General features: G+C 70.3%; 18 protein-coding genes. 10 read left to right on the top strand and 8 right to left on the bottom strand.

Annotation, left to right across the window (positions count from 1 at the left end; translation table 11 throughout):
* Positions 1–250, top strand: a 250-nt coding sequence (locus VE326_02635) for a hypothetical protein (GenBank protein HYJ32091.1), incomplete at its 5' end; no start/stop codon positions are given.
* Between the two features lie 36 nt (positions 251–286).
* On the opposite strand, the gene VE326_02630 is transcribed toward VE326_02635, so the two are convergent.
* The 4 genes from VE326_02630 to VE326_02615 all read right to left on the bottom strand — a co-directional run bounded on the left by VE326_02630 (position 287) and on the right by VE326_02615 (position 3,850).
* Positions 287–1,339, bottom strand: coding sequence for a hypothetical protein (locus VE326_02630; GenBank protein HYJ32090.1), 1,053 nt, complete (start codon positions 1,337–1,339; stop codon positions 287–289).
* A complete protein-coding gene (locus tag VE326_02625) occupies positions 1,336–1,767 on the bottom strand; it encodes a hypothetical protein (protein ID HYJ32089.1) in 432 nt (143 codons plus the stop codon). Before VE326_02625 ends, VE326_02630 begins: the two co-directional genes overlap by 4 nt.
* 168 nt (positions 1,768–1,935) lie before the next feature.
* A complete protein-coding gene (locus tag VE326_02620) occupies positions 1,936–2,337 on the bottom strand; it encodes a hypothetical protein (protein HYJ32088.1) in 402 nt (133 codons plus the stop codon).
* Positions 2,338–2,410: 73 nt separating this feature from the next.
* A complete protein-coding gene (locus tag VE326_02615; protein ID HYJ32087.1) occupies positions 2,411–3,850 on the bottom strand; it encodes an NAD(P)/FAD-dependent oxidoreductase in 1,440 nt (479 codons plus the stop codon).
* A 65-nt stretch (positions 3,851–3,915) separates the two neighbouring features.
* On the opposite strand from VE326_02615, the gene VE326_02610 reads away from it, so the two are divergent.
* Both VE326_02610 and VE326_02605 read left to right on the top strand, forming a co-directional pair.
* Positions 3,916–4,467: a sigma-70 family RNA polymerase sigma factor gene (locus tag VE326_02610; GenBank protein HYJ32086.1), complete on the top strand. Its 552-nt coding sequence runs from the start codon at positions 3,916–3,918 to the stop codon at positions 4,465–4,467.
* The gene (locus VE326_02605; GenBank protein ID HYJ32085.1) at positions 4,464–5,351 is read left to right on the top strand and encodes an anti-sigma factor; all 888 of its coding nucleotides are present in this window, start codon (positions 4,464–4,466) and stop codon (positions 5,349–5,351) included. Before VE326_02610 ends, VE326_02605 begins: the two co-directional genes overlap by 4 nt.
* On the opposite strand, the gene VE326_02600 is transcribed toward VE326_02605, so the two are convergent.
* Positions 5,305–6,240: a TIGR01777 family oxidoreductase gene (locus VE326_02600; protein HYJ32084.1), complete on the bottom strand. Its 936-nt coding sequence runs from the start codon at positions 6,238–6,240 to the stop codon at positions 5,305–5,307. The two genes, VE326_02605 and VE326_02600, sit on opposite strands and share 47 nt — an antisense overlap.
* A gap of 53 nt (positions 6,241–6,293) precedes the next feature.
* On the opposite strand from VE326_02600, the gene VE326_02595 reads away from it, so the two are divergent.
* Together VE326_02595 and VE326_02590 are read left to right on the top strand one after the other, a co-directional pair.
* A complete protein-coding gene (locus tag VE326_02595; protein ID HYJ32083.1) occupies positions 6,294–6,878 on the top strand; it encodes an adenine phosphoribosyltransferase in 585 nt (194 codons plus the stop codon).
* Between the two features lie 185 nt (positions 6,879–7,063).
* Positions 7,064–7,987 (top strand): sugar phosphate nucleotidyltransferase, encoded by a 924-nt coding sequence (locus VE326_02590; protein ID HYJ32082.1) that lies wholly within the window; start codon positions 7,064–7,066, stop codon positions 7,985–7,987.
* 13 nt (positions 7,988–8,000) lie between these two features.
* On the opposite strand, the gene VE326_02585 is transcribed toward VE326_02590, so the two are convergent.
* Together VE326_02585 and VE326_02580 are read right to left on the bottom strand one after the other, a co-directional pair.
* The gene (locus VE326_02585; protein ID HYJ32081.1) at positions 8,001–8,798 is read right to left on the bottom strand and encodes an arsenite methyltransferase; all 798 of its coding nucleotides are present in this window, start codon (positions 8,796–8,798) and stop codon (positions 8,001–8,003) included.
* A complete protein-coding gene (locus VE326_02580; protein ID HYJ32080.1) occupies positions 8,795–9,154 on the bottom strand; it encodes a metalloregulator ArsR/SmtB family transcription factor in 360 nt (119 codons plus the stop codon). Before VE326_02580 ends, VE326_02585 begins: the two co-directional genes overlap by 4 nt.
* Positions 9,155–9,246: 92 nt before the next feature.
* Between VE326_02580 and VE326_02575 the strand changes: the two genes are divergently transcribed.
* The 5 genes from VE326_02575 (at position 9,247) to VE326_02555 (ending at position 17,070) form a co-directional block, all read left to right on the top strand.
* On the top strand, positions 9,247–10,152 hold the full coding sequence (locus VE326_02575; protein ID HYJ32079.1) for a glycine cleavage T C-terminal barrel domain-containing protein: 906 nt from the start codon (positions 9,247–9,249) through the stop codon (positions 10,150–10,152).
* A 326-nt stretch (positions 10,153–10,478) separates the two neighbouring features.
* Positions 10,479–11,078 (top strand): hypothetical protein, encoded by a 600-nt coding sequence (locus tag VE326_02570; protein ID HYJ32078.1) that lies wholly within the window; start codon positions 10,479–10,481, stop codon positions 11,076–11,078.
* 15 nt (positions 11,079–11,093) lie between these two features.
* Entirely contained in the window at positions 11,094–13,799 is a 2,706-nt protein-coding gene (locus VE326_02565; GenBank protein HYJ32077.1) for a matrixin family metalloprotease, read from the top strand.
* A 90-nt stretch (positions 13,800–13,889) separates the two neighbouring features.
* Complete coding sequence (locus tag VE326_02560; GenBank protein ID HYJ32076.1) at positions 13,890–16,313, top strand: hypothetical protein; 2,424 nt, start codon at positions 13,890–13,892, stop codon at positions 16,311–16,313.
* Positions 16,314–16,422: 109 nt separating this feature from the next.
* On the top strand, positions 16,423–17,070 hold the full coding sequence (locus VE326_02555; protein ID HYJ32075.1) for an alpha/beta hydrolase: 648 nt from the start codon (positions 16,423–16,425) through the stop codon (positions 17,068–17,070).
* Between the two features lie 104 nt (positions 17,071–17,174).
* Here the strand turns inward: VE326_02555 and nadE are convergent.
* On the bottom strand, positions 17,175–18,140 hold a 966-nt coding region (nadE, locus tag VE326_02550), incomplete at its 5' end, for an NAD(+) synthase (protein HYJ32074.1).

Here is an 18,140-nt window from a genome sequence, read left to right as displayed (position 1 = left end):
GGCATCGGAGTGGCGGCGGCTGTTCCATGAAGCCGGGCTGGCGATCGAGCACGACGAAGCGTTCCGCAAGGCGCGCGATTTCGAGAGCTGGATCGGCCGGATGCCGGTGGATGCGGCGACGAGGGAGCGCGTGCGGGGGATGTTGGTCGGGTCGCGGGGTGGGATGCGGGAGTTTCTTCGCCCCGAGGGTGAGGGCGGTGCGCTGAGGTTCTACCTAGAAGAGATCCTGATCCTCGGGCGCCGTGCCTAACGGTACAAGTTGTCCCGGCCTGCGGGCCGGGACTACCTAACTTCTCGGCACCACCTTCACATCGGTCACTTCGATGATCTTCTGTCCGTGCCGCTCGATGATGTATCCCGTGAGGTCCACGGTTTCCGCGAGGAGCCCGCGGCACTTGGTGAACGGGTCGGGGACGCCGCGCCAGGCTCTGGGGTCCATCGCGCGGAGGTGGTTCACCGAGAGCATCATCAGCGTCTTCTCGTCGGTGGTCAGGAGTCCCATGCAGACGTCGCCGGCCACGCAACGCACCGCGCAGTCGCGGTGCTCGGGTCCGCGCGCGCCCTTCTCGATGTAGCAGTAGAAGTCCACGAGCTCGCCGCGGAGGGTGGTCGGAACGCGCTTTTCGTGGTGCTGGACCACGTTCGGTCCCGGCTTCGGCGGCGTCGGAATCGTGAACTTGTAGGCCGCGCTCTTGGGGCTGGGCGGCGCTTTCACGACCTTCACGGCCGTCACTTCGATGATCTTCTGTCCCTTCCGCATCATCACGTAGCCGGTGAGGTCCACGGTCTCGTTGAGCAACCCGCGGCACTGGGTGAAGGGATCGGGGATCCCGCGCCAGGCCAGCGGCTCCATCACGCGGAGGTGTTGCACCGAGAGCATCATCAGCTGATCGTCGGGAGTCAGAAGACCCATGCAGATGTCCCCGGCGACACAGCGCATGGCGCAGTCCTTGTGCTCCTGCCCGCGGGCGCCCTTCTCGATGTAGCAGTAGTAGTCGACCAGCTCGCCGCGCAGGGTGGTCAGCGTGCGCTTGATGGGTCCGCGGGGCGCGGCGGCGGATTTCGGTTTGGAAGCGGTGGCCTTGGGGGCGGGGGTCACGGCCGGCGCCGGTGCCGCGGCCACCCTGGCCCCGTCCTTCTTGGAAGCGGCCAGCGCCTTCTTGGCCTCGGCCGCGGCCTCCTTGGAGTGGTCCAGGCACTGCTGGGTGGTCTCCTGCGCGCGCGCAACCGGAGGCGGCGTCACGGACACCAGAAGCAACGCGGCGCCCCCGACGAGGAGGCGCCGCCACGAAGCGGGGAGCGTGGAGAGAGGAAACAGGCCGCGAGTCGAGAGGCTCACGGCACTTTCACAGGCGGCGCCGGTGCCAGCTTAGCCGCCTTCACTTCGATTTCCTTGTACCCCTTTCGCTCCCACACGAATCCGGTGATCGCGACCTGCTTCGCCGCCCATCCCTTGCACTGGGCGAATGGATCCGGCGGCTGGAACCCCGTCGGTTCCATGGCGCGGTCGTGATTCTGCGTCAGGATGTAGACCGTGCTGTCGGCCGCCAACAGCCCCATCGGGACGCCCATCGCGAGGCACTTGGTCGCGCACTCGCGGTGGAGCTCGTCGCGCAGCCCGCGCGAGATGAAGCATCCCATGTCCAGGATCTCGCCCGTCACGGTGACCTGCTTCTTCGGTCCCTTCGGGGCGGGCGGCGGGGCCGCCGCCACCAATACCAACAATGCCGCTACCGCGATGAGGTGTTTCCGGGGGAGTGGTTTCATGAAGGGAAGAGTAGCGGAGGGGGCGGCGCCGCGCATCCGGTCCGGGGGGACCGGCGGGAATACCACCTCAGGATACCTGGACGGCTTCGGAAGAGGGGGTGTACGCCGTAGTCTGGGAGGGTCCGTGCGCGGGCGAACCGCGGTCCGCCCGCGCGACGGGATGCTGCGCTACTTGGCCATCGCCACCGTTTCGGCCGAGACGACGTCGATCGTGTTGATGCCGTTCCGGACGTGGGTTGGGCCCGTGATCTTGACCTGCTTGCCGGCGAAGTCCTTGGCCTTGTTGTAGGCGTCCGGATTCGCGTGGTCCATCGTGAGCAGGTAGAGCTTGCCCGCGGAGGTCAGGACGCCCATCGGCATCCCGCCCGAAACGCACTTGGCTGCGCAGTCGGAGTGCTTCTCACCCTTGGCCATGTGCCCGATGTAGCAGCCCATGTCCACCAGCTCGCCGCTCAGCGTGGTCGGCTTGCCCCCGGCGTGCACGTCGGCGGCCATGGCGATGCCGAGGGCGACCGTCGTGAGGCACGCCACCGCGATCGCCAACGTGAGAATCAGACTGATTCGCTTCATTCGGATTCCTCCTCCTCATCCATGATGATGGGCCCGAAACCGTGATGCGGTCCGGACATAGTAGGTGGTACCCCTATTCACGCCTACGGGTTTCGGCCGGAGTTGTGACCAGGGCTCCCGGCGGTTTGGATGCCTGCGGGACCGCCCCCGATCCCCCGGATTGGGCCTCGGAATCGGCCCCCTCGGGGCCGTCCCGGCCCGGCTCGGCCAGGGAGAGGTTCAGCTCGTCGTCGGAGAGGACGGCCCGGCGCGCCAGGATCTGCGACGTGTCGTGTTCGAAGAAGAGGTGGGAGAGGTGGTCGATTCCGACCTCCAGCTGCTTCCGGAATCCGACCATCTTGACCAGGTAGGCCCCCGCCCAGAGGAGCCAGGCGATCTTGCCGGAGAGCGGGATCCCGAACAGCTCCAGCACCGAGGAGTGCTTGCCCAGCGAGATGATGTAGCCCGCATCCTTGAACGCGAAGCGCTCGGACGGCTTCCCCTCGGCCGCGCGCACCAGCTGCCTTCCCGTGAAGGCCCCCATCGCGATGCCAGTCTGCGAGAGCGCGGGCTGCATCGTGCCGTCCGGCCGGGGCGAGGCCGCGCAGTCGCCGAGGACGTAGACGTCGGGGAGCGGGGTGCCGTCCTCGCGCGCGGGGTGCAGCTGGTCGTCCACCAGCACGCGGCCGTCCCGGTGGTGGCGCACGGGGAGGTCGCGCACCAGGTCGGGCGGGTGCACGCCGGCCGTCCAGATGATGGTGAAGGCGTCGATGCGCCGGTCGTCGCCGGCGAAGACGCGGTAGGGCTCGACGCGGCGCACCGGGGTCTGGAGCAGCACCTTCACGCCGCGCCGCTCGAGGAACCGGAGGATGTAGCGCGAGTGCTCGGGGCGCGCCGTCGGGACCACGCGGTCGCCCCCTTCGATCACGACGACCGAGATGTCGCCGGCGCGGATGCTGGGGTAGCGCGGGAGCAGCGTCTCGCGCGCCATCTCGATCAGCTCGGCCGCGACCTCCACGCCCGTGACGCCTCCCCCGACCAGCGCGAACGAGAGCAGGCGCCGCCGCTTCTCCAGCGTCTCGGCCTGCTCGGCCATCTCGAACAGCTCGACCACGCGCGCGCGGAGCGTCATGGCGTCGGCGATCGTCTTGAAGGGGCGCGTGTACCGCTCGGCGCCGGGGACGCCGTAGTAGTTGGTCACGCTGCCCATGGCGACGACCAGCGTGTCGTAGGGCTCGGCCAGGCTGTTGTGCAGCGCCACCAGCTTCCGGTCCAGATCGATCCGGACCGCCTTGTTCTTGTGGAAACGGATGTGCCGGTGGCGCGCCATCTCCCGAAGCGGGTAGACGATGTGGCGCGTCTCGACCGAGCCGACCGCCACGGCGGGAAGGAGCGGGTTGAACTGGAAGAAGTTCTCCTTGTCGATGAGGAGCGTGTCCCAGTACTCGCGCGCGGACCGCGAGCGGCCGATCGCCCGCGCCACGTCGAGCCCCGCGAAGCCGCCGCCGAGGATGAGGAGCCGCTTCCCAGCCATGGGAAAAGCCTAGCACGCGCGCCGGACGTTGTCCGCGAAGGGGGCATCGGGTAAGGTGCGACGCCATGAGCGAGAGCGATTTCGAGCGGATCCGAGGCGTTCAGGAGGGGGATCGCGACGCGGTCGCGGCCCTGTACGACCGCTACACGCCGCTTCTCTACCCCTTGCTGGTGCGCATCACCGGTGACCGGAACGAGGCGGACGAGGCGCTCGTCGAGGTGTGGACGCGGGCCTGGCGCGAGGCGCGGGGTTACGACCCGAACCGAGGCACGGTGGCCGCGTGGCTCCTCGGGATCGCGCGCGCCTGCGCGGTGAGGCGCGTGCCAGCCGGCGCGGTCTCGGGCCGCCGGGGCGCCGGCGACTTCGACGCGGGCGCCGCCCACGCCGACGATCCCGACGATTCGCCGGGACGACGTCAGCTGGCCGAGCGGGTGCGGCGTGCCCTCGGCGCCCTGGAGCCCAAGCACCGGCGCGTCCTGGAATCGTCCTTCTTCGACGGCCTCTCGACTCCGGAGATCGCGGGCCGCATGAACGCTCCCGCCGTCATGGTCCGCTCCTGGACGCGGCAGGCGCTGGCACGCCTGCGCGAGCTCTTGCCCAGCGAGGAGTGGGCGTGAGCGCGCACAAGGAGGAGATGGTCGAGCTGTGCGCGGCCTACGCGCTCGGGACGATCGAGGAGAAGGACCGGAAGCGGCTGGAGGCGCATCTCGCGGATGGGTGCGCGGAATGCGAGACCGCGCTCCGCGAGTTCGGCTACGGCGCGACGCTGCTCGCGGCTTCGGCCCCCCGCGTGCTTCCTCTGCCCGGATTGCGTGAGCGGGCGTTCGCGGCGCTTTCTTCCGAAGAGGGCGCGCCCCAGCCCGGCACCCGTGAGCGTGGAGCGGCCGTCTCCGGCGGCTCCGGCGCCGAGGGCGCCAAGGTCCTCCGCCTCCCGCGCAAGGGGCGGCCGGGGTGGTTCGCGTGGACGGGATGGATCGCGGCCGCGATCCTGCTCGTCAGCTCGGGCACGTTCTACGAATCGACCGGGCGCCTGCGCGCGATCCTCCGCGCGCGCGAGGCGGACCTGAACAGCACCGCTCGCGACCTCGCGGTGGAGCGGCAGTGGAGCGGCGTGCTCGCCTCGCCCATCGCGCGCGTCGCCGACCTGGCGCCGCCGGCGCCACTGGCGGGGGAGACTTCCGGGATCCGCGGGCGCGCGGTCTACGATCCCGCGTCCCGTAGGGCCGTGATCGTGCTCACGAACGCCGCGGCTCCCGACAGTCAGAGCTTCCAGCTGTGGGCGCTGCGCGGGCTCTCGCCCACCAGCCTGGGCGTGATCCATCCCGACGAGCACGGCGCCGCGGTGCTCCGGCTGGAGAGCGCCGGCGAGCCGACCACGCTGACCGCGTTCGCGGTTTCGCTCGAGCCGAAGGGGGGCTCGCCGGCGAGGACGGGACCCAGCGGGCCGGTCGTGCTCATGGGCCCCCTCCGCGAATCGCCGCGAGGGCCGTCTCGAGGGTAGGGGATTCGAACTGGAATCCCGCGGCCTGGAGCGCGGCCGGAACGACGCGCTCGCTCGCGAGCAGCGTCTCCTTCCCCATCCCGCCCGGCAGCATCGCCAAGGCGAACGCCGGCACGGTGACGAACGCGGGGCGCCCGACCGCGCGGGCCAGCGCCCTCGTGAACTCCGCGTTCGTGACCGCTTCCGGCGCGACCGCGTTCACGCCGCCCGTCAGCGCACCGTCTTCGAGCGCGCGCAGGTAGACCCCCACCGCGTCTTCGAGCGCGATCCAGGGCATCCACTGGCGTCCGCTGCCCAGGCGTCCCCCCAGGCCGAGCCGGAACGGGCGCAGCATCACCGGCAGCACGCCGCCGCGCGGGCTCAGCACCAGCCCGGCGCGGACGCGGACGACCCGCGTGCCGGCGTCGTGCGCCGGCATCGAGGCCGCCTCCCAGTCGCGGCAAAGATCGGCCAGGAAGCCCCGCCCCGGGGCGCTGGCCTCGGTGAGGATCTCGTCGCCCCGGTCGCCGTAGTAGCCGACGGCGGAGGCGTGCACGAACACCGAGGGGCGCGGCGCGGACGACGCGATCCGCTCGGCCAGAAGGCGCGTCGTGCGGATGCGGCTGGTCCGGAGCAGCTCCTTGCGCCGGGACGTCCAGACCGAGCCGATGCTGGCGCCGCCCAGGTGGATCACGGCGTCGATCCCCTCGAACACGCGGGGGTCGAGCGCGTCGGTGTCGGGCGCCCACGCGCGGACCTCCGTCGCGCCGGGACCTCTCGCGGCGCCCCGGGCGTCGCCGCTGCCGCCGCGCGATCGAACGAGCCGCGACACGCGATGTCCCGCCGCGGCCAGGCGCGGCATCAGCGCGCCTCCCAAAAATCCGCTCGAGCCCGAGACCAGGACGTGCATGGCGCCGATTGTAGGTGTTGCCGCGCGGGGACTGGGGCGCTACGTTGGCGCGCGTGAACTGGAACCCGCCCGATTCCGCCGATGCCCCGCTCACCGCCTGGGTGCGCGACGTGCCCGACTGGCCGAAGAAGGGCATCCTCTTCCGCGACTTGACACCGCTCTGGGCGGACGGTCCCGCGTGGGCCCGGGCGGTGCGCGCGCTGGCCGCGCCCTTCGACAAAGCGCCCCCCGCGATGGTGCTCGGTATCGAGGCGCGCGGGTTCCTGGTCGCGGCGGCGCTGGCGGCGCGCTGGAACGCGGGACTCCTGCTGGCCCGCAAGGAAGGGAAGCTCCCGGCCTCTGCCCATCGCGAGGAGTACGACCTGGAATACGGCCGCGCCTGCCTGGAGACCCACCGCGACCTGGTGCCCGCGGGCACGCGCGTCGTGATCGCCGACGACGTGATGGCCACCGGCGGCACCGCCCGCGCCGCGCTCGACCTGGTGCGGGCGATCCGCTGCGAGCCGGCGGGCTTCGCGTTTCTCGTCGAGCTCTCGTTCCTCGACGGCCGGTCCAAGGTCGACCCCGCACTGCCCGTGCACAGCGTCATCGCCTACGACGCGGACGGGCGCGCCTCCGTGCGCGAATCCCTGCCATAACCGCCCGGTTTGCCTGACAGGCTGACAGAACTCCGCGCGCGCGAAGCGCGCGCGCAGTCGGGCCGCGACGGGCCCTAAGCCCGCTCGCGCGCCCGGGTTCCGCCGAGCCCCCCGGGTGCCCCGCATGCGGCATGCCTCGTGCATCGATCCCAAGCGTCAACTTCCCATGGGGAGGATGTCGCGGAATGGCCTCGCGCCGATGGGCGATCGTCTTGGCTGCCGGTGACGGGGAGCGCGTGCGCCGCCTGACCACGGATGCGCGTGGACGGCCCCTTCCCAAGCAATACTGGAGCCCCGGAGACGCGGGGCCGATGCTTCGGTGGGCGCTCGACCGGGCCAGGCGGATCACCCGGCCCGCTCACATCCTCACCGTCGTTGCCGCGCATCATCGCGAGTGGTGGGGGGACCTGGTCCCGGGCTCGATGGCCGCCGGCATGATCGTGCAGCCGGCGAACCGCGGAACCGGGGCCGGGATCCTGCTTCCTCTGCTCCGCGTCCTGCGCAAGAGCCGCGACGCCGTGGTGGTCGTTCTGCCCGCCGATCAGTACGTGGCCGACGAGCCGACGCTGGCATGCTCCCTGGCGCACGCCGTGTCGGTCGTGGAGCGCGGCCGCCGCGTCGTGCTCCTGGGCATGGCGCCGCAGGGTCCGGAGCCCGACTACGGATGGATCGTCGGAGGCGAGGCGGAAGAGGACGGGACTCGGCCGATCGTCTCCTTCGTGGAAAAGCCGACGCCGCGCGCGGCGCGGGAGCTGTACCGCTCCGGCGCCTCGGTCAGCAGCTTCATCGTCGTGGCGCGCGGGCGCGCGCTGCTCGCGCTCTTCCAGACCGCGGCGCCGGCGCTGCTGGCCTCGCTCGCCCGCGTCACCGAGGAGCGGGTGCCCGGTGCCGCGCCCGATCCCGCGGCGCTGGCGCGCGCCTATGAGGCGCTGCCCCACGTCGACTTCTCGCACGACGTGCTCCAGCGATCCGCGCCCCATCTCCGCCTTCTCGCCGTGCCACCGTGCGGCTGGCTCGACCTGGGCACGCCGGAGCGCCTGGAGCGCTGGATCCGCTCGCGCGGCGAGGGGGATTCAGGGCAGCGCGCCGTGGCGCACAAGAGCGCGTAGCAGGAGGACGCCGCTATCGGTCCGCCTTCACCCCACGCACCTTCACGGACGCGACGGCATCCCAGGCCCTCTCTTCGATCACCACGGTCGGGAGAGGACCGTCCTGTCCGTAGCCCCGCTCCTCGAGCACCGTCACATCGGCGAATCCCGCTTCCCGCACCAGCTGCAGATAGTCCTCGCGGGAGGAGGCTCCGGCGATGCAGCCGACGTAGGCCTCGATCGACTTCCGGACCGCGTCGGGAATAGGCCGCGTCAGCACCAGATCGCTCACCACGAGGCGGCCGCCCGGCTTGAGCGCGCGGAACGCCTCGGCGAAGACGCGCGGCTTGTCGGGAGACAGGTTGATGACGCAGTTCGAGATGATCGCGTCCACCGAGCCGTCGGCCACGGGGAGGTTCTCGATCTCGCCCAGGCGGAACTCGACGTTCCGGTAGCCGCCCTTGGCGGCGTTCTCGCGCGCCCGGGAGACCATGGAAGGCGTCATGTCCACGCCGATCACGCGCCCCTCGGCCCCCACCTCGCGCGAAGCGAGGAAGGCGTCGATGCCGGCGCCGGAACCCAGATCGAGCACCGTCTCGCCCGCCTTCACGGCGGCGTGCGCGAGCGGATTGCCGCATCCAAGCCCCAGGTTCGCCCCCTCGGGGATCGCGGCGAGCTGTTCGGCGGTGTAGCCCAGCGTGGCCATGGCCTGGGCGTCGGTGGAGCAGCAGGGGACCGATCCCGTGGAGCATCCGCAGCCGCAGTCGGCTCCCTCGGCCAGCGCTCCGTAGCGCTCCCGCACCGTATCGCGAATGTCGTTCGTGGCGCTCATGACTCCTCTCCTTCCTCCCGGGCCGCCAGCGCTTGCGCGAGCTCCAGGAATTTGCGGCCCGTCTCGGGACGGGCGCAGTAGCAGACGCGCGGGCCGTCGATGCTTCCCTGAATCCAGCCCGCATCCTTGAGAACCTTCAAATGCTGCGACACCGTGGCCTGGGCGAGCGGCAGCCTCTCGACGATGTCGCCACAGATGCATTCCTTCCTGCCCAGCAAGAGCCTCACGATGGCGACCCGGGCCGGATGCCCCAGAGCCTTGGCCAGGCGCGCGAGCTCCACGTCCGTGGGAGCTCCCGTGCGGCGCGAGCGCGGCAGCGGTCGTCGACGGGCCGGCGTGAGCGGTAGAGTCTTCATCGGGCCTCCTCTCGCATATCGTTAATCGTAAATATACGATTTAGTGGCCTCCGCGTCAAGGGCCTTTTTCGAGGGATGCTATTCTTCACGCCATGCCATCCCCCAGCGACGATTACCGCGCCCTGCGCGAGGACGCGGCCGCCCTCGACCTGGGCGGCTGGCGCGTCCTTCGCCTGTCCGGCGCCGACACGCGCGAGTTCCTCCAAGGTACCGCGACCCAGGACCTGGATTCCGCGGGCCCGGACCGCGCGGCCGAGACGCTCTTCCTGACCGAGAAGGGGCGCCCGGTCGCGCACGCGTGGGTCGCGGTCGCCGCCTCGGGCGCCGACGCCTGGGTCCTCGCCGATGCGGCCTCGGCGGAAGCGCTCCGCCCCCATCTCGAGCGGTTTCGGATCATGGAGGACGTGGAGTTCGAGGGTCCGGCCGCCGTGCCGCGCATCGTCGGGGTCGCCGGACCGAACCGGAGCCGCCTGCTGGCCTCCCTGGCCGCGCAGGCTCCGGGCGCGACGGCCATCGCCGGCCAGCCGCTTTCCTTTCTCCTGCTTCCGGACGGAGCGGAATTGCCGCCTTGCGCCGCGCCTGAGGCGGCGGGCGCGTGGCGGATCGCGGCGGGGATCCCGCTCGCGGGCGCCGATTTCGATCTGGACCGCATCGCCACCGAGCTCGACCTTCCCGGTGCAATCTCCTTCACGAAGGGGTGCTACGTCGGCCAGGAGGTCGTGGCGCGAACCTCCAATCGCGGCCAGGTCCGCCGCCGCCGCGCCGGCTTCCGGTTTTCCTGGCCCGGCTCGGACCCCGCAAAGGGAACCCCGATCCTTGCGGAGGGCGCCCCCGCAGGATTCCTGACGAGCGCGGCGCAGGAGCCGGGAACGGGGGAGGGTCTGGGGATGGGGTACCTCTCCACCGAGTGGCTGAACGCCGAGGGAAATCCCGACGCCTTCCTTTCCGACCCCTCCGGCCCGTTGCGTCCCATCCGAATCGCTCCCTGGCCCCTCTAAGGTCGCCGGAGGGCAGCCGTTCGAGCCTCCGGGTCAATTCACCCCGTTGACATAAGGTATTCAAAATGGTATAATTACGCCTTCTCGTCGACACATCGGCGTGTTTCCTCGGGCGGCGCCCTGCCGCTCCGGAGCATGCGCCTCCGACACCGGGGTTCCGCAGCCGATCCCGGCCCGCCTGGGCCGGATGCAGGGGGGTGAGAGCCGGCACAGACGACGTTACCCGCATTGTTCCCGGTCAGCAGTTCCATGCCTTCATCTCACCGCGACGCGCGGGGATCGCATCCGTCCCGGCGCCGCATGGAGTCACCGCAGGAGACAAGGCGATGAATCGCGCAAGCCGATGGGCCCTGGTCGCGTTCGCCGCTCTCGCCCTCGTGGGCACGAGCACCGCGTACGCCACCACCGTCACCAAGATGTCGCTGAAAGATCTGGCCAGGAATTCCGACGCCGTCGTCATGGCGCGGGTCGAGGACCAGGTCGCCCGCTACGACGTGAACAAGGAGATCTACACCTACGTCACCCTTCGCGTCCTCGATCCGGTCAAGGGCTCCCACAAGGACGACGTGATCACGATCCGTCAGCTGGGCGGCGTGGTGAACAACATCGCGTCGATCGTCCCCGGCATGCCTACCTTCAAGAAGGGCGACGAGGTCGTCGTGTTCCTGACGCAGAAGGACAAGGCCGGCTACCCGTGGGTCATGGGCCTGCAGCAGGGCAAGTACACGGTGTCGCAGGACGAGAACGGCGCGAAGCGCGTTCGCAACGAGCTGGACGGGACGGTTCTCATGGACGCGTTCGGCAAAACGTCCGACGCCGCCAAGGCGTCGCCCGACATGCCGCTTCAGTCCTTCCTCGACGGCATCCGCACCGACCTGAACGAGGCCGGCAAGGTGCAGGTCGATCCCACACCCCAGACCGAGTAACGGAGGAGCGACGCCATGAACTCGACTCGATTTCGCATCGCCGCCGCCGTGCTCGTCTTCGGAGCGCTCGCGCTCACGCTGGCGAATCCGGCCGCGGCGTTCATCCGTCTGGCCCGCCAGGCGGACGCTTCCTCACCCGTCGTCCAGGCCCATTGGTTCGATTCCGAGCTACCGCTGAACAGCGTCATCGATCCCACCAACACCGACATCTCCTCGACCGACGCGCTGGCGACGGTGATCCAGTCGGCGAAGAACTGGGAGAACGTCAACACCTCGTACTTCACGGTGAACCCGCATCAGTTCGGGGCCACCGATTCGCTTCCCAAGCTGTCGTTCGACGGGCAGAACAGCATGTTCTTCGACACGCCGGGCGCGAATTTCGCGGTCGGCAGCGGCGTCATCGCGTTCGTCCGCTCCGTGGTCGACCTTTCGAACGGCCACACGCTGGACGCGGACCTCGTGTTCAACGACCACGAGTTCTTCGCCTCGATCTCCTCGCCGGGTCTGACGCCGGCCCCCGCCGGGCAGACGAGCGTCGATCTCCAGGCGGTCCTGACGCATGAATACGGCCACTACTTCGGCCTCGATCACACCAGCGTCGCGGGCGCGACCATGGTGCCGTTCATCTCGAACGACATCAGCCAGCGCACCCTGGAGCTGGACGACCAAGCGGGGATCTCCACGATCTTTCCGGAGTCGGCGGATCGCGGACTCTCGGCCGACGGCGTCGACTTCAATGCCACGACCGGGACGATCAGCGGCACCGTGCTGAACGGCTTCAACAGCGCGGCCCTCTTCGGCGCGCACGTCGAGGCCTACAATCTGGCGGCTCCCGATGCGGCGCATTCGATCAGCGCCATCTCGGGCGAGCTGACGCTTCGCAACGGCCAGGGCGAGTACACGATCCACGGGCTGCCTCCGGGCACGTACGCCGTGCGGATCGTGCCGCTCGACGGCGTGAACACCATCGCGGCCGACGCCAACATCGGCGGCCCCTACAACGGCCTCGACATCGGTTTCGAGCCGGAGTTCTGGAACGGAGCCAACGAGAGCGGGAACGGCTTCACCGATCTCGCGAACAGCTTCGATCCCGTGACGGTGAACGCGGCCGCGAACACCCCGGGCATCAACTTCGTCACGAACACGTTCCCGGGACGCGTGATCATCGCGCAGCACGGGTCGTTCGAGAACATCGTGACGTTCGGCAACACGGGCTACCTGGCGGTCCGCTTCGACCCGCCGTTCGAGGGTCCGTACACGATCTCCAGCGTCAACTTCCCGTCGTTCACGTTCAACGGGGTGCCGGCGCAATTCCTGAGCGCCAAGCTCTGCCCGATGAATCCGCTGACCGGCGGACCGGACATCGCGAATCCGCTCTTCAGCCAGGCCCCATACAACGGAAACCCGAACGGGAACAACATCGTCCCGCTGAACATCCCCGTGAGCACCCCGAACCAGACCTTCTTCTGGGTGCTCCAGTTCCCGTCACAGTCCGTTCCGGGCTTCCCGTTCAACTTCCCGTTCCTCCGGATGGACTTCACGGGTCTGGACCAGGGGCTGTTTGCGAATTCGTACCGCATCACGCTGGCGGGCGCGGTCTCGGTCCTGATCGACCGCAACCTCGCGGTCGACATGACCTGCCAGCTCCCGAACGCGGCTGACGCGCCGATCGTGGCGCCGACGGGCCTGGGCGCGAACCGCCGCGCGACGCAGACGGAATTCACCTACCTGCCGCCGAGCGACAAGCGGTCGGACGGTTTCGCTCTGCCGCACAACTCGCTCGACCAGGTGTTCCTGATCCAGCGGAGCCCGTTCTCCTACGCCGACCGCGACACCGCCGGCGCGGGGAACACCGCGATGCACCTCTCGCCGAGCCCGGCGACCACGCCCGCGACCATCTGGTCGTCGCAGGCGCTCGACAAGAACGGCCACCGGAGCCTCACGTCGGCGGTCACGATTCTCGGCTTGAGCGAGGACGTCGACGAGCCGAACGGTCGGTTGAACGAGGCCAAGGTGCTTCCGGGGACGGTCACCAATCGTCCCGAGACCTATTCGCCCGCCGGAGACCAGGACTTCTACTCGCTCATGGCCAAGCCGGGCGACATCATCGACGCGAGCGCGACGGCCACCGGCCAGGACGGCAACAACAACACCGACCTGGTGATGTTCCTCTACGATTCGAACGGCGACATCGTGGCGTTCAACGACGACTTCACCGGGCTGAATCCGCGGGTCGTCTTCACGGCGCCGCCGAATCCGGGCAATTCCAAGAACGCCCGGAAGTTCACGATCCAGGTCACCGATTTCCGGAGCTCGGGTCTCACGACTCCGGTTCCGCAGGTTCGCGTTCCGTCGACCTACGTGCTGAGCGCGTCGGTCACCACGCCGCCGGCCGCGGCGGCCCGTATCGCGGGCCGGACCATCGATCCGGATCAGTTCTTCTTCGCCAACAGCGGCCCCAACCCGGCCAACCCGGTCGCGAAGTTCCTCTTCGTGATTCCGCGGAACGCCGGGAACGCGGCGGTCCGCCTGAACATCTTCGACGTGACGGGCCGCCTCGTGCGGACCCTGGTGGACGGCAAGGTGATGGAAGCCGGGCCGCACACGACGTTGTGGGATGGTCGGGACGTGGCCGGTCGCACCGTCGCCTCGGGCACGTACTTCGCCCGGATGGAGTCGGGATCGTGGCATCAGGACGCGCGCGTCACGATTCTCAAGTGATCGCGTGAAGGAAACGGCAGTCTCGTGACTCGTCGCTGCACCGGGGGGCCGGCGCCGATCGCCGGCCCCCTTCTTCATCTTGGGGCTCGCATGGGGGCCCGCGCGGCCGGGCGGGCGTTCGCCTGCGCGGTCGTCGCGCTCGCCCTGGCCGGGGTTCCGCGCGCGGCGCGCGCGACCGACTGGATCCCGCCGTCGCGGATCACGGCACTCCTCCCGAGCGCCGTGATCGCTCCCGGGGTCACGCGCCCCCTCACCCTGACGCTGCGCGCGAACGGCTCGCTCGTCAACGTCGCCTGGTCGGCGACGAGCGGCGGCGCGTTTCTCGCGACCCTCTCGCCCTCGAGCGGCGTGCTCTCCGTTCCCGCGAACAGCATCGCCTCGGTGACGATCAACGTCACGGTGCCGGCGCTGTCGGTGGGGACCTCATCCCTCTCGATCGACATCCTCGCCGATCCCGGCGGGGCCCACCTGGCCAAGGTGGGGGCCTCGATCCAGGCCGCGAGCGACGGCCGCCCGGAAGTGTGGCCCTCGCCCTCGACCTGGTCGGCCGCGTCGGGCTCCTCCGGCTCGGTCTCGTTCCAGGTCCACTCCACGACCGGCACCGCGGAGACGGTCCTCCTCACGGGGGGGCGGTTCAATCCCGACCCCAACAACGCGGGCGGCCTGTTCGCCGGCGGGTCTCCCCCGGCCAGCGTCCCGCTTCCGGCGGGCGGCACGGTCACGGTGAACGTGCCGACCACGATCCCCGCGCGCTCCTACGCGGGCAACGGGAACGCGGTTCAGCTCAGCGTCACCGGCGCCGGCGGCGTCTCCAACGCCTCCGGCTTCGCCCTGTCGAGCGCCTCGCTTCCCGACTCGCTGCCGACCGCCCTCGTGCCGGCGGGGCTCACCGTGCTCTCGGCCGCCGCCGCCGGGCGGGACGGTGCGGCGCTCCTGGCCACGCGCGGCTACTGGCTGGTCCCTTCCGGAGAGGACGGCGTGCGCGTGATTCGCACGACCGCGACCGACTCGATCGGGATGATCGACGGCAACGGCGACGGCGGCGACGACCGGGTCGTCGGCACGATCCGGATTCCCTCGTACGCGGCCGCGCTCTCCATCCTTCCCGGGTTCGTCACCACGGGCGGTGACACCCTGGACCTCGGCCTCCTCGCCGCGGGGCGCGGGGGGCTGATGCTGCTCGACCTGCGCACCGTCGAAGATCCGCCCTTCGGCGACTGGAGCGACTTCTTCGACACGGACGGAAACGGGATCGACGATCGGATCCTGCGCGTGATCCCGACGCCCGGCTTCGCGACCGACGCCGCGTGGGTGCGCACGGCGACGGGACGCCACGTCGCCCTGGTCGCCGATGCCGACACCGGATCGGTTCCCGTCGCGGCGACCTACGATCCCGCCCTCGTGATCGCCGGAACCGGCGCGGGCGTGGTCGCCGTGGACCTCGAGGCGGCGATCGATTCCCTCGGAGGGGTGCCCTACGCCGCCGGCGCCCTCCCGACGCAGGGGAGCGCGCTCGACCTGGAGCTGCGCGGAGGATCGTCTCCCGAGATGGCGCTCGCGGACGGAAGCGGCGGCGTCGCGTTCTACGGGCTTTCGTTCGCCGTGGGCGCTCCGGCCTCCGTCACGTTCTCGCCGCGCGGCAACGTCGCCCTCTCCGGGATGTGGGGTGCCGCGCTCGCGCGCGATCTCGCCTGGGTGGCCAACACCGGCGACAGCGCCTACGTGGCCGTGGCCACGGGCCCGGGAGGCGTGCAGATCGTGCGCGCGCCCCGCGGAGGACAACCCCCCGCGCTCGTGCTCGCCCAGCAGACCGCGGGATCGGCCGTGGGCATCGCGAGCGCGTGGACCGGGACGCTGGGCGTTGCGATGGCGGGCGGCGGCGTCGCCCTGCTTCGTGCTCCCGCGGCCTCCGAGCTCGACAAGATCCAGCCCGGAGCCCCGCCGCCCTACACGCAGCCGGTCAACGTCTCGCGCGTTCAATCCTGGGGCGCGTCGGGAGGGCTCGAGCGGGCGCTGCACTCGAGCTGGGCGACGTCGGCCACGTCGCTGCGCTTCCGCGACATGCCCGGATTTCTGCCCGACCTGGTCGTGAGCGACGGCGCGCGGCTGCTCGTGCTGAAGAGCGGCACGGCCGCGATCTCGGCCGTCGCGGTGGCGACGGCTCCCGCGCCGGCCGTCCCCGCGCTCCGTGTCGCGCCGAATCCATCCTCGGGCGCCGTCTGGGTGGAGGCGTCCCGGAGCGCCGTCGCGCTGGCGCGCGGGCGTTCCGGCGGGGCGGGCGAGGCCGGCTCGGCGGGCTCGGCGGGTTCGGCCGGCGGCGCGATCCGGATCGCGATCACCGACGTTCGCGGACGCCTCGTCCGCACGCTGCGTGCCGAGGGGGACGCCCTGCGCGTCCGATGGGACGGCCGCGACGATCGGGGCCGTCCCGCCGCCTCGGGACGCTACTGGGCGCGCCTCCTCGTCCCGTCGGGCGTGCGTCCCCCCGCCGCATCGATTACAATTCTCCGCTAGCCGTCGCCGCACCGGCCGTTCGCCGCATCGAATCGCCTCGACCCGGGACCGAGGGATCACGCCCGTTCGGTTCCACAACCCGAACCCCGAACACAGGCCGCCCGAATCCATGCACGCCGTCGACCCTCTGTCGCTCTTTCATCACCGCTTCGTGCCTCCCGAGCCCAACGGATCGCCGCTCGTTCTCCTGCTCCTGCACGGGACGGGAGGGGACGAGGACGACATGCTCCCGCTCGGACCCTACCTCGCGCCCGGCGCGGCCCTCCTCTCGCCACGCGGCCGGGTTCTCGAGAACGGGGCGCCTCGATTCTTCAGGCGGATCGCGGAGGGCGTCTTCGATGAGGAGGACCTGAAGCACCGCGCCGACGAGCTGGCGCAGTTCATCCAGGCGGCCCGCGACCGCTACGGGATCGCCGGGCGACCGATGGTCGCGGTGGGATTCTCGAACGGGGCGAACATCGCGGGCGCGCTGCTCCTGCTCCACGCCGATCTGCTCGAGGCGGCGATCCTCCTGCGGGGCATGACCCCCTTCACGCCGGAAGCGCCGCCCGTGCTTGCGGGGAAGCGCGTCTACCTAGGCGCGGGGCGCAACGACCCGCTGGTACGTCCCTACGCCAGCGAGAAGTGGGCCGAGCTGCTACGCGGCGCGGGCGCCGACGTGACGCTCCAATGGAGCGACACGGGACACGCGCTGGGGCAGGAGGATATCGATCTCGCGAGAGATTGGTTGAACAAGGACGCTACTGCGGGGCGATAGAGTCGCGACAGCGGTCCACGTTCACCCTCGCCGGAGCGTGTGAATTCCGCGACAGCTGTCCATGATTTCACCGCCGCTAGCGAGTGTGAAACCAGCGATACCTGTCAATCTCTCCAGCTCTGATGCCCGTTCGTGATCGGAAGCCTGCGATCCTTGCCCAGCGCGCGCGGCGTGATGCGAATCCCCGGTGGTGCCTGGCGGCGCTTGTACTCGGCCTTGTCCACCATGCGGATGATGCGCTGCACCAGCGCGCGGTCGTAGCCCATCGCCACGATGCGGTCCACCTCCCAGTCCTCCTCGACGTAGGCGCGCAGGATCGGATCGAGCACGTCGTAGGGCGGAAGGGAGTCGGTGTCGAGCTGCCCCGCACGAAGCTCCGCGGTGGGCGGGCGCTCGATCGTGCGCTCCGGAATCCAGGCTCCCGCTGCCCGCGCGTTCCGATGGCGTGCGAGCGCGTAGACCAGCGTCTTCGGCACGTCCTTCAACACCGCGAATCCGCCGGCCATGTCGCCGTAGAGCGTCGTGTAGCCGGTGGCGTACTCGCTCTTGTTGCCGGTGGTGAGCACCAGCCAGCCGAACTTGTTCGACAGGGCCATCAGGAAGTTGCCCCGGATGCGCGACTGGATGTTCTCCTCGGTCACGTCCTCCGGCCGTCCCTCGAACGCCGCCGCCAGCGACTTCCGGTAGGCCTCCATCTCCTCGCCGATCGGCAGCGTGAGCATCGGGAAGCCCAGGTTCTTCGCGAGGGCGGCCGCGTCGGCCTCGCTTTCCTTCGCGCTGAAGCCGGAGGGCATATAGGCGCCCGTCACGTTCTCAGCACCCAGCGCGTCCACGGCCACCGAAGCGGTGAGCGCGGAATCGATGCCTCCGGAAAGCCCGAGCACCACGTGCTCGAAATGGTTCTTCCTGACGTAGTCCCGCGTGCCCAGGATCAGCGCCTCGTAGACCTCCGCTTCTCCCGCGGGGGTCTGCATGGCGCGCGCCTGGATCGGGGGCCGCGCCGGTTCGGGCACGGGGCGCAGCTCCACGATGGGGATCGGCTCCTCGGGCTCGTCGCGATGGGCCATCTC

The organism is Candidatus Binatia bacterium (assembly GCA_035631035.1).
Classification (GTDB): domain Bacteria; phylum Eisenbacteria; class RBG-16-71-46; order SZUA-252; family SZUA-252; genus DASQJL01.
This window is presented reverse-complemented; position numbering and strand designations above follow the sequence as displayed.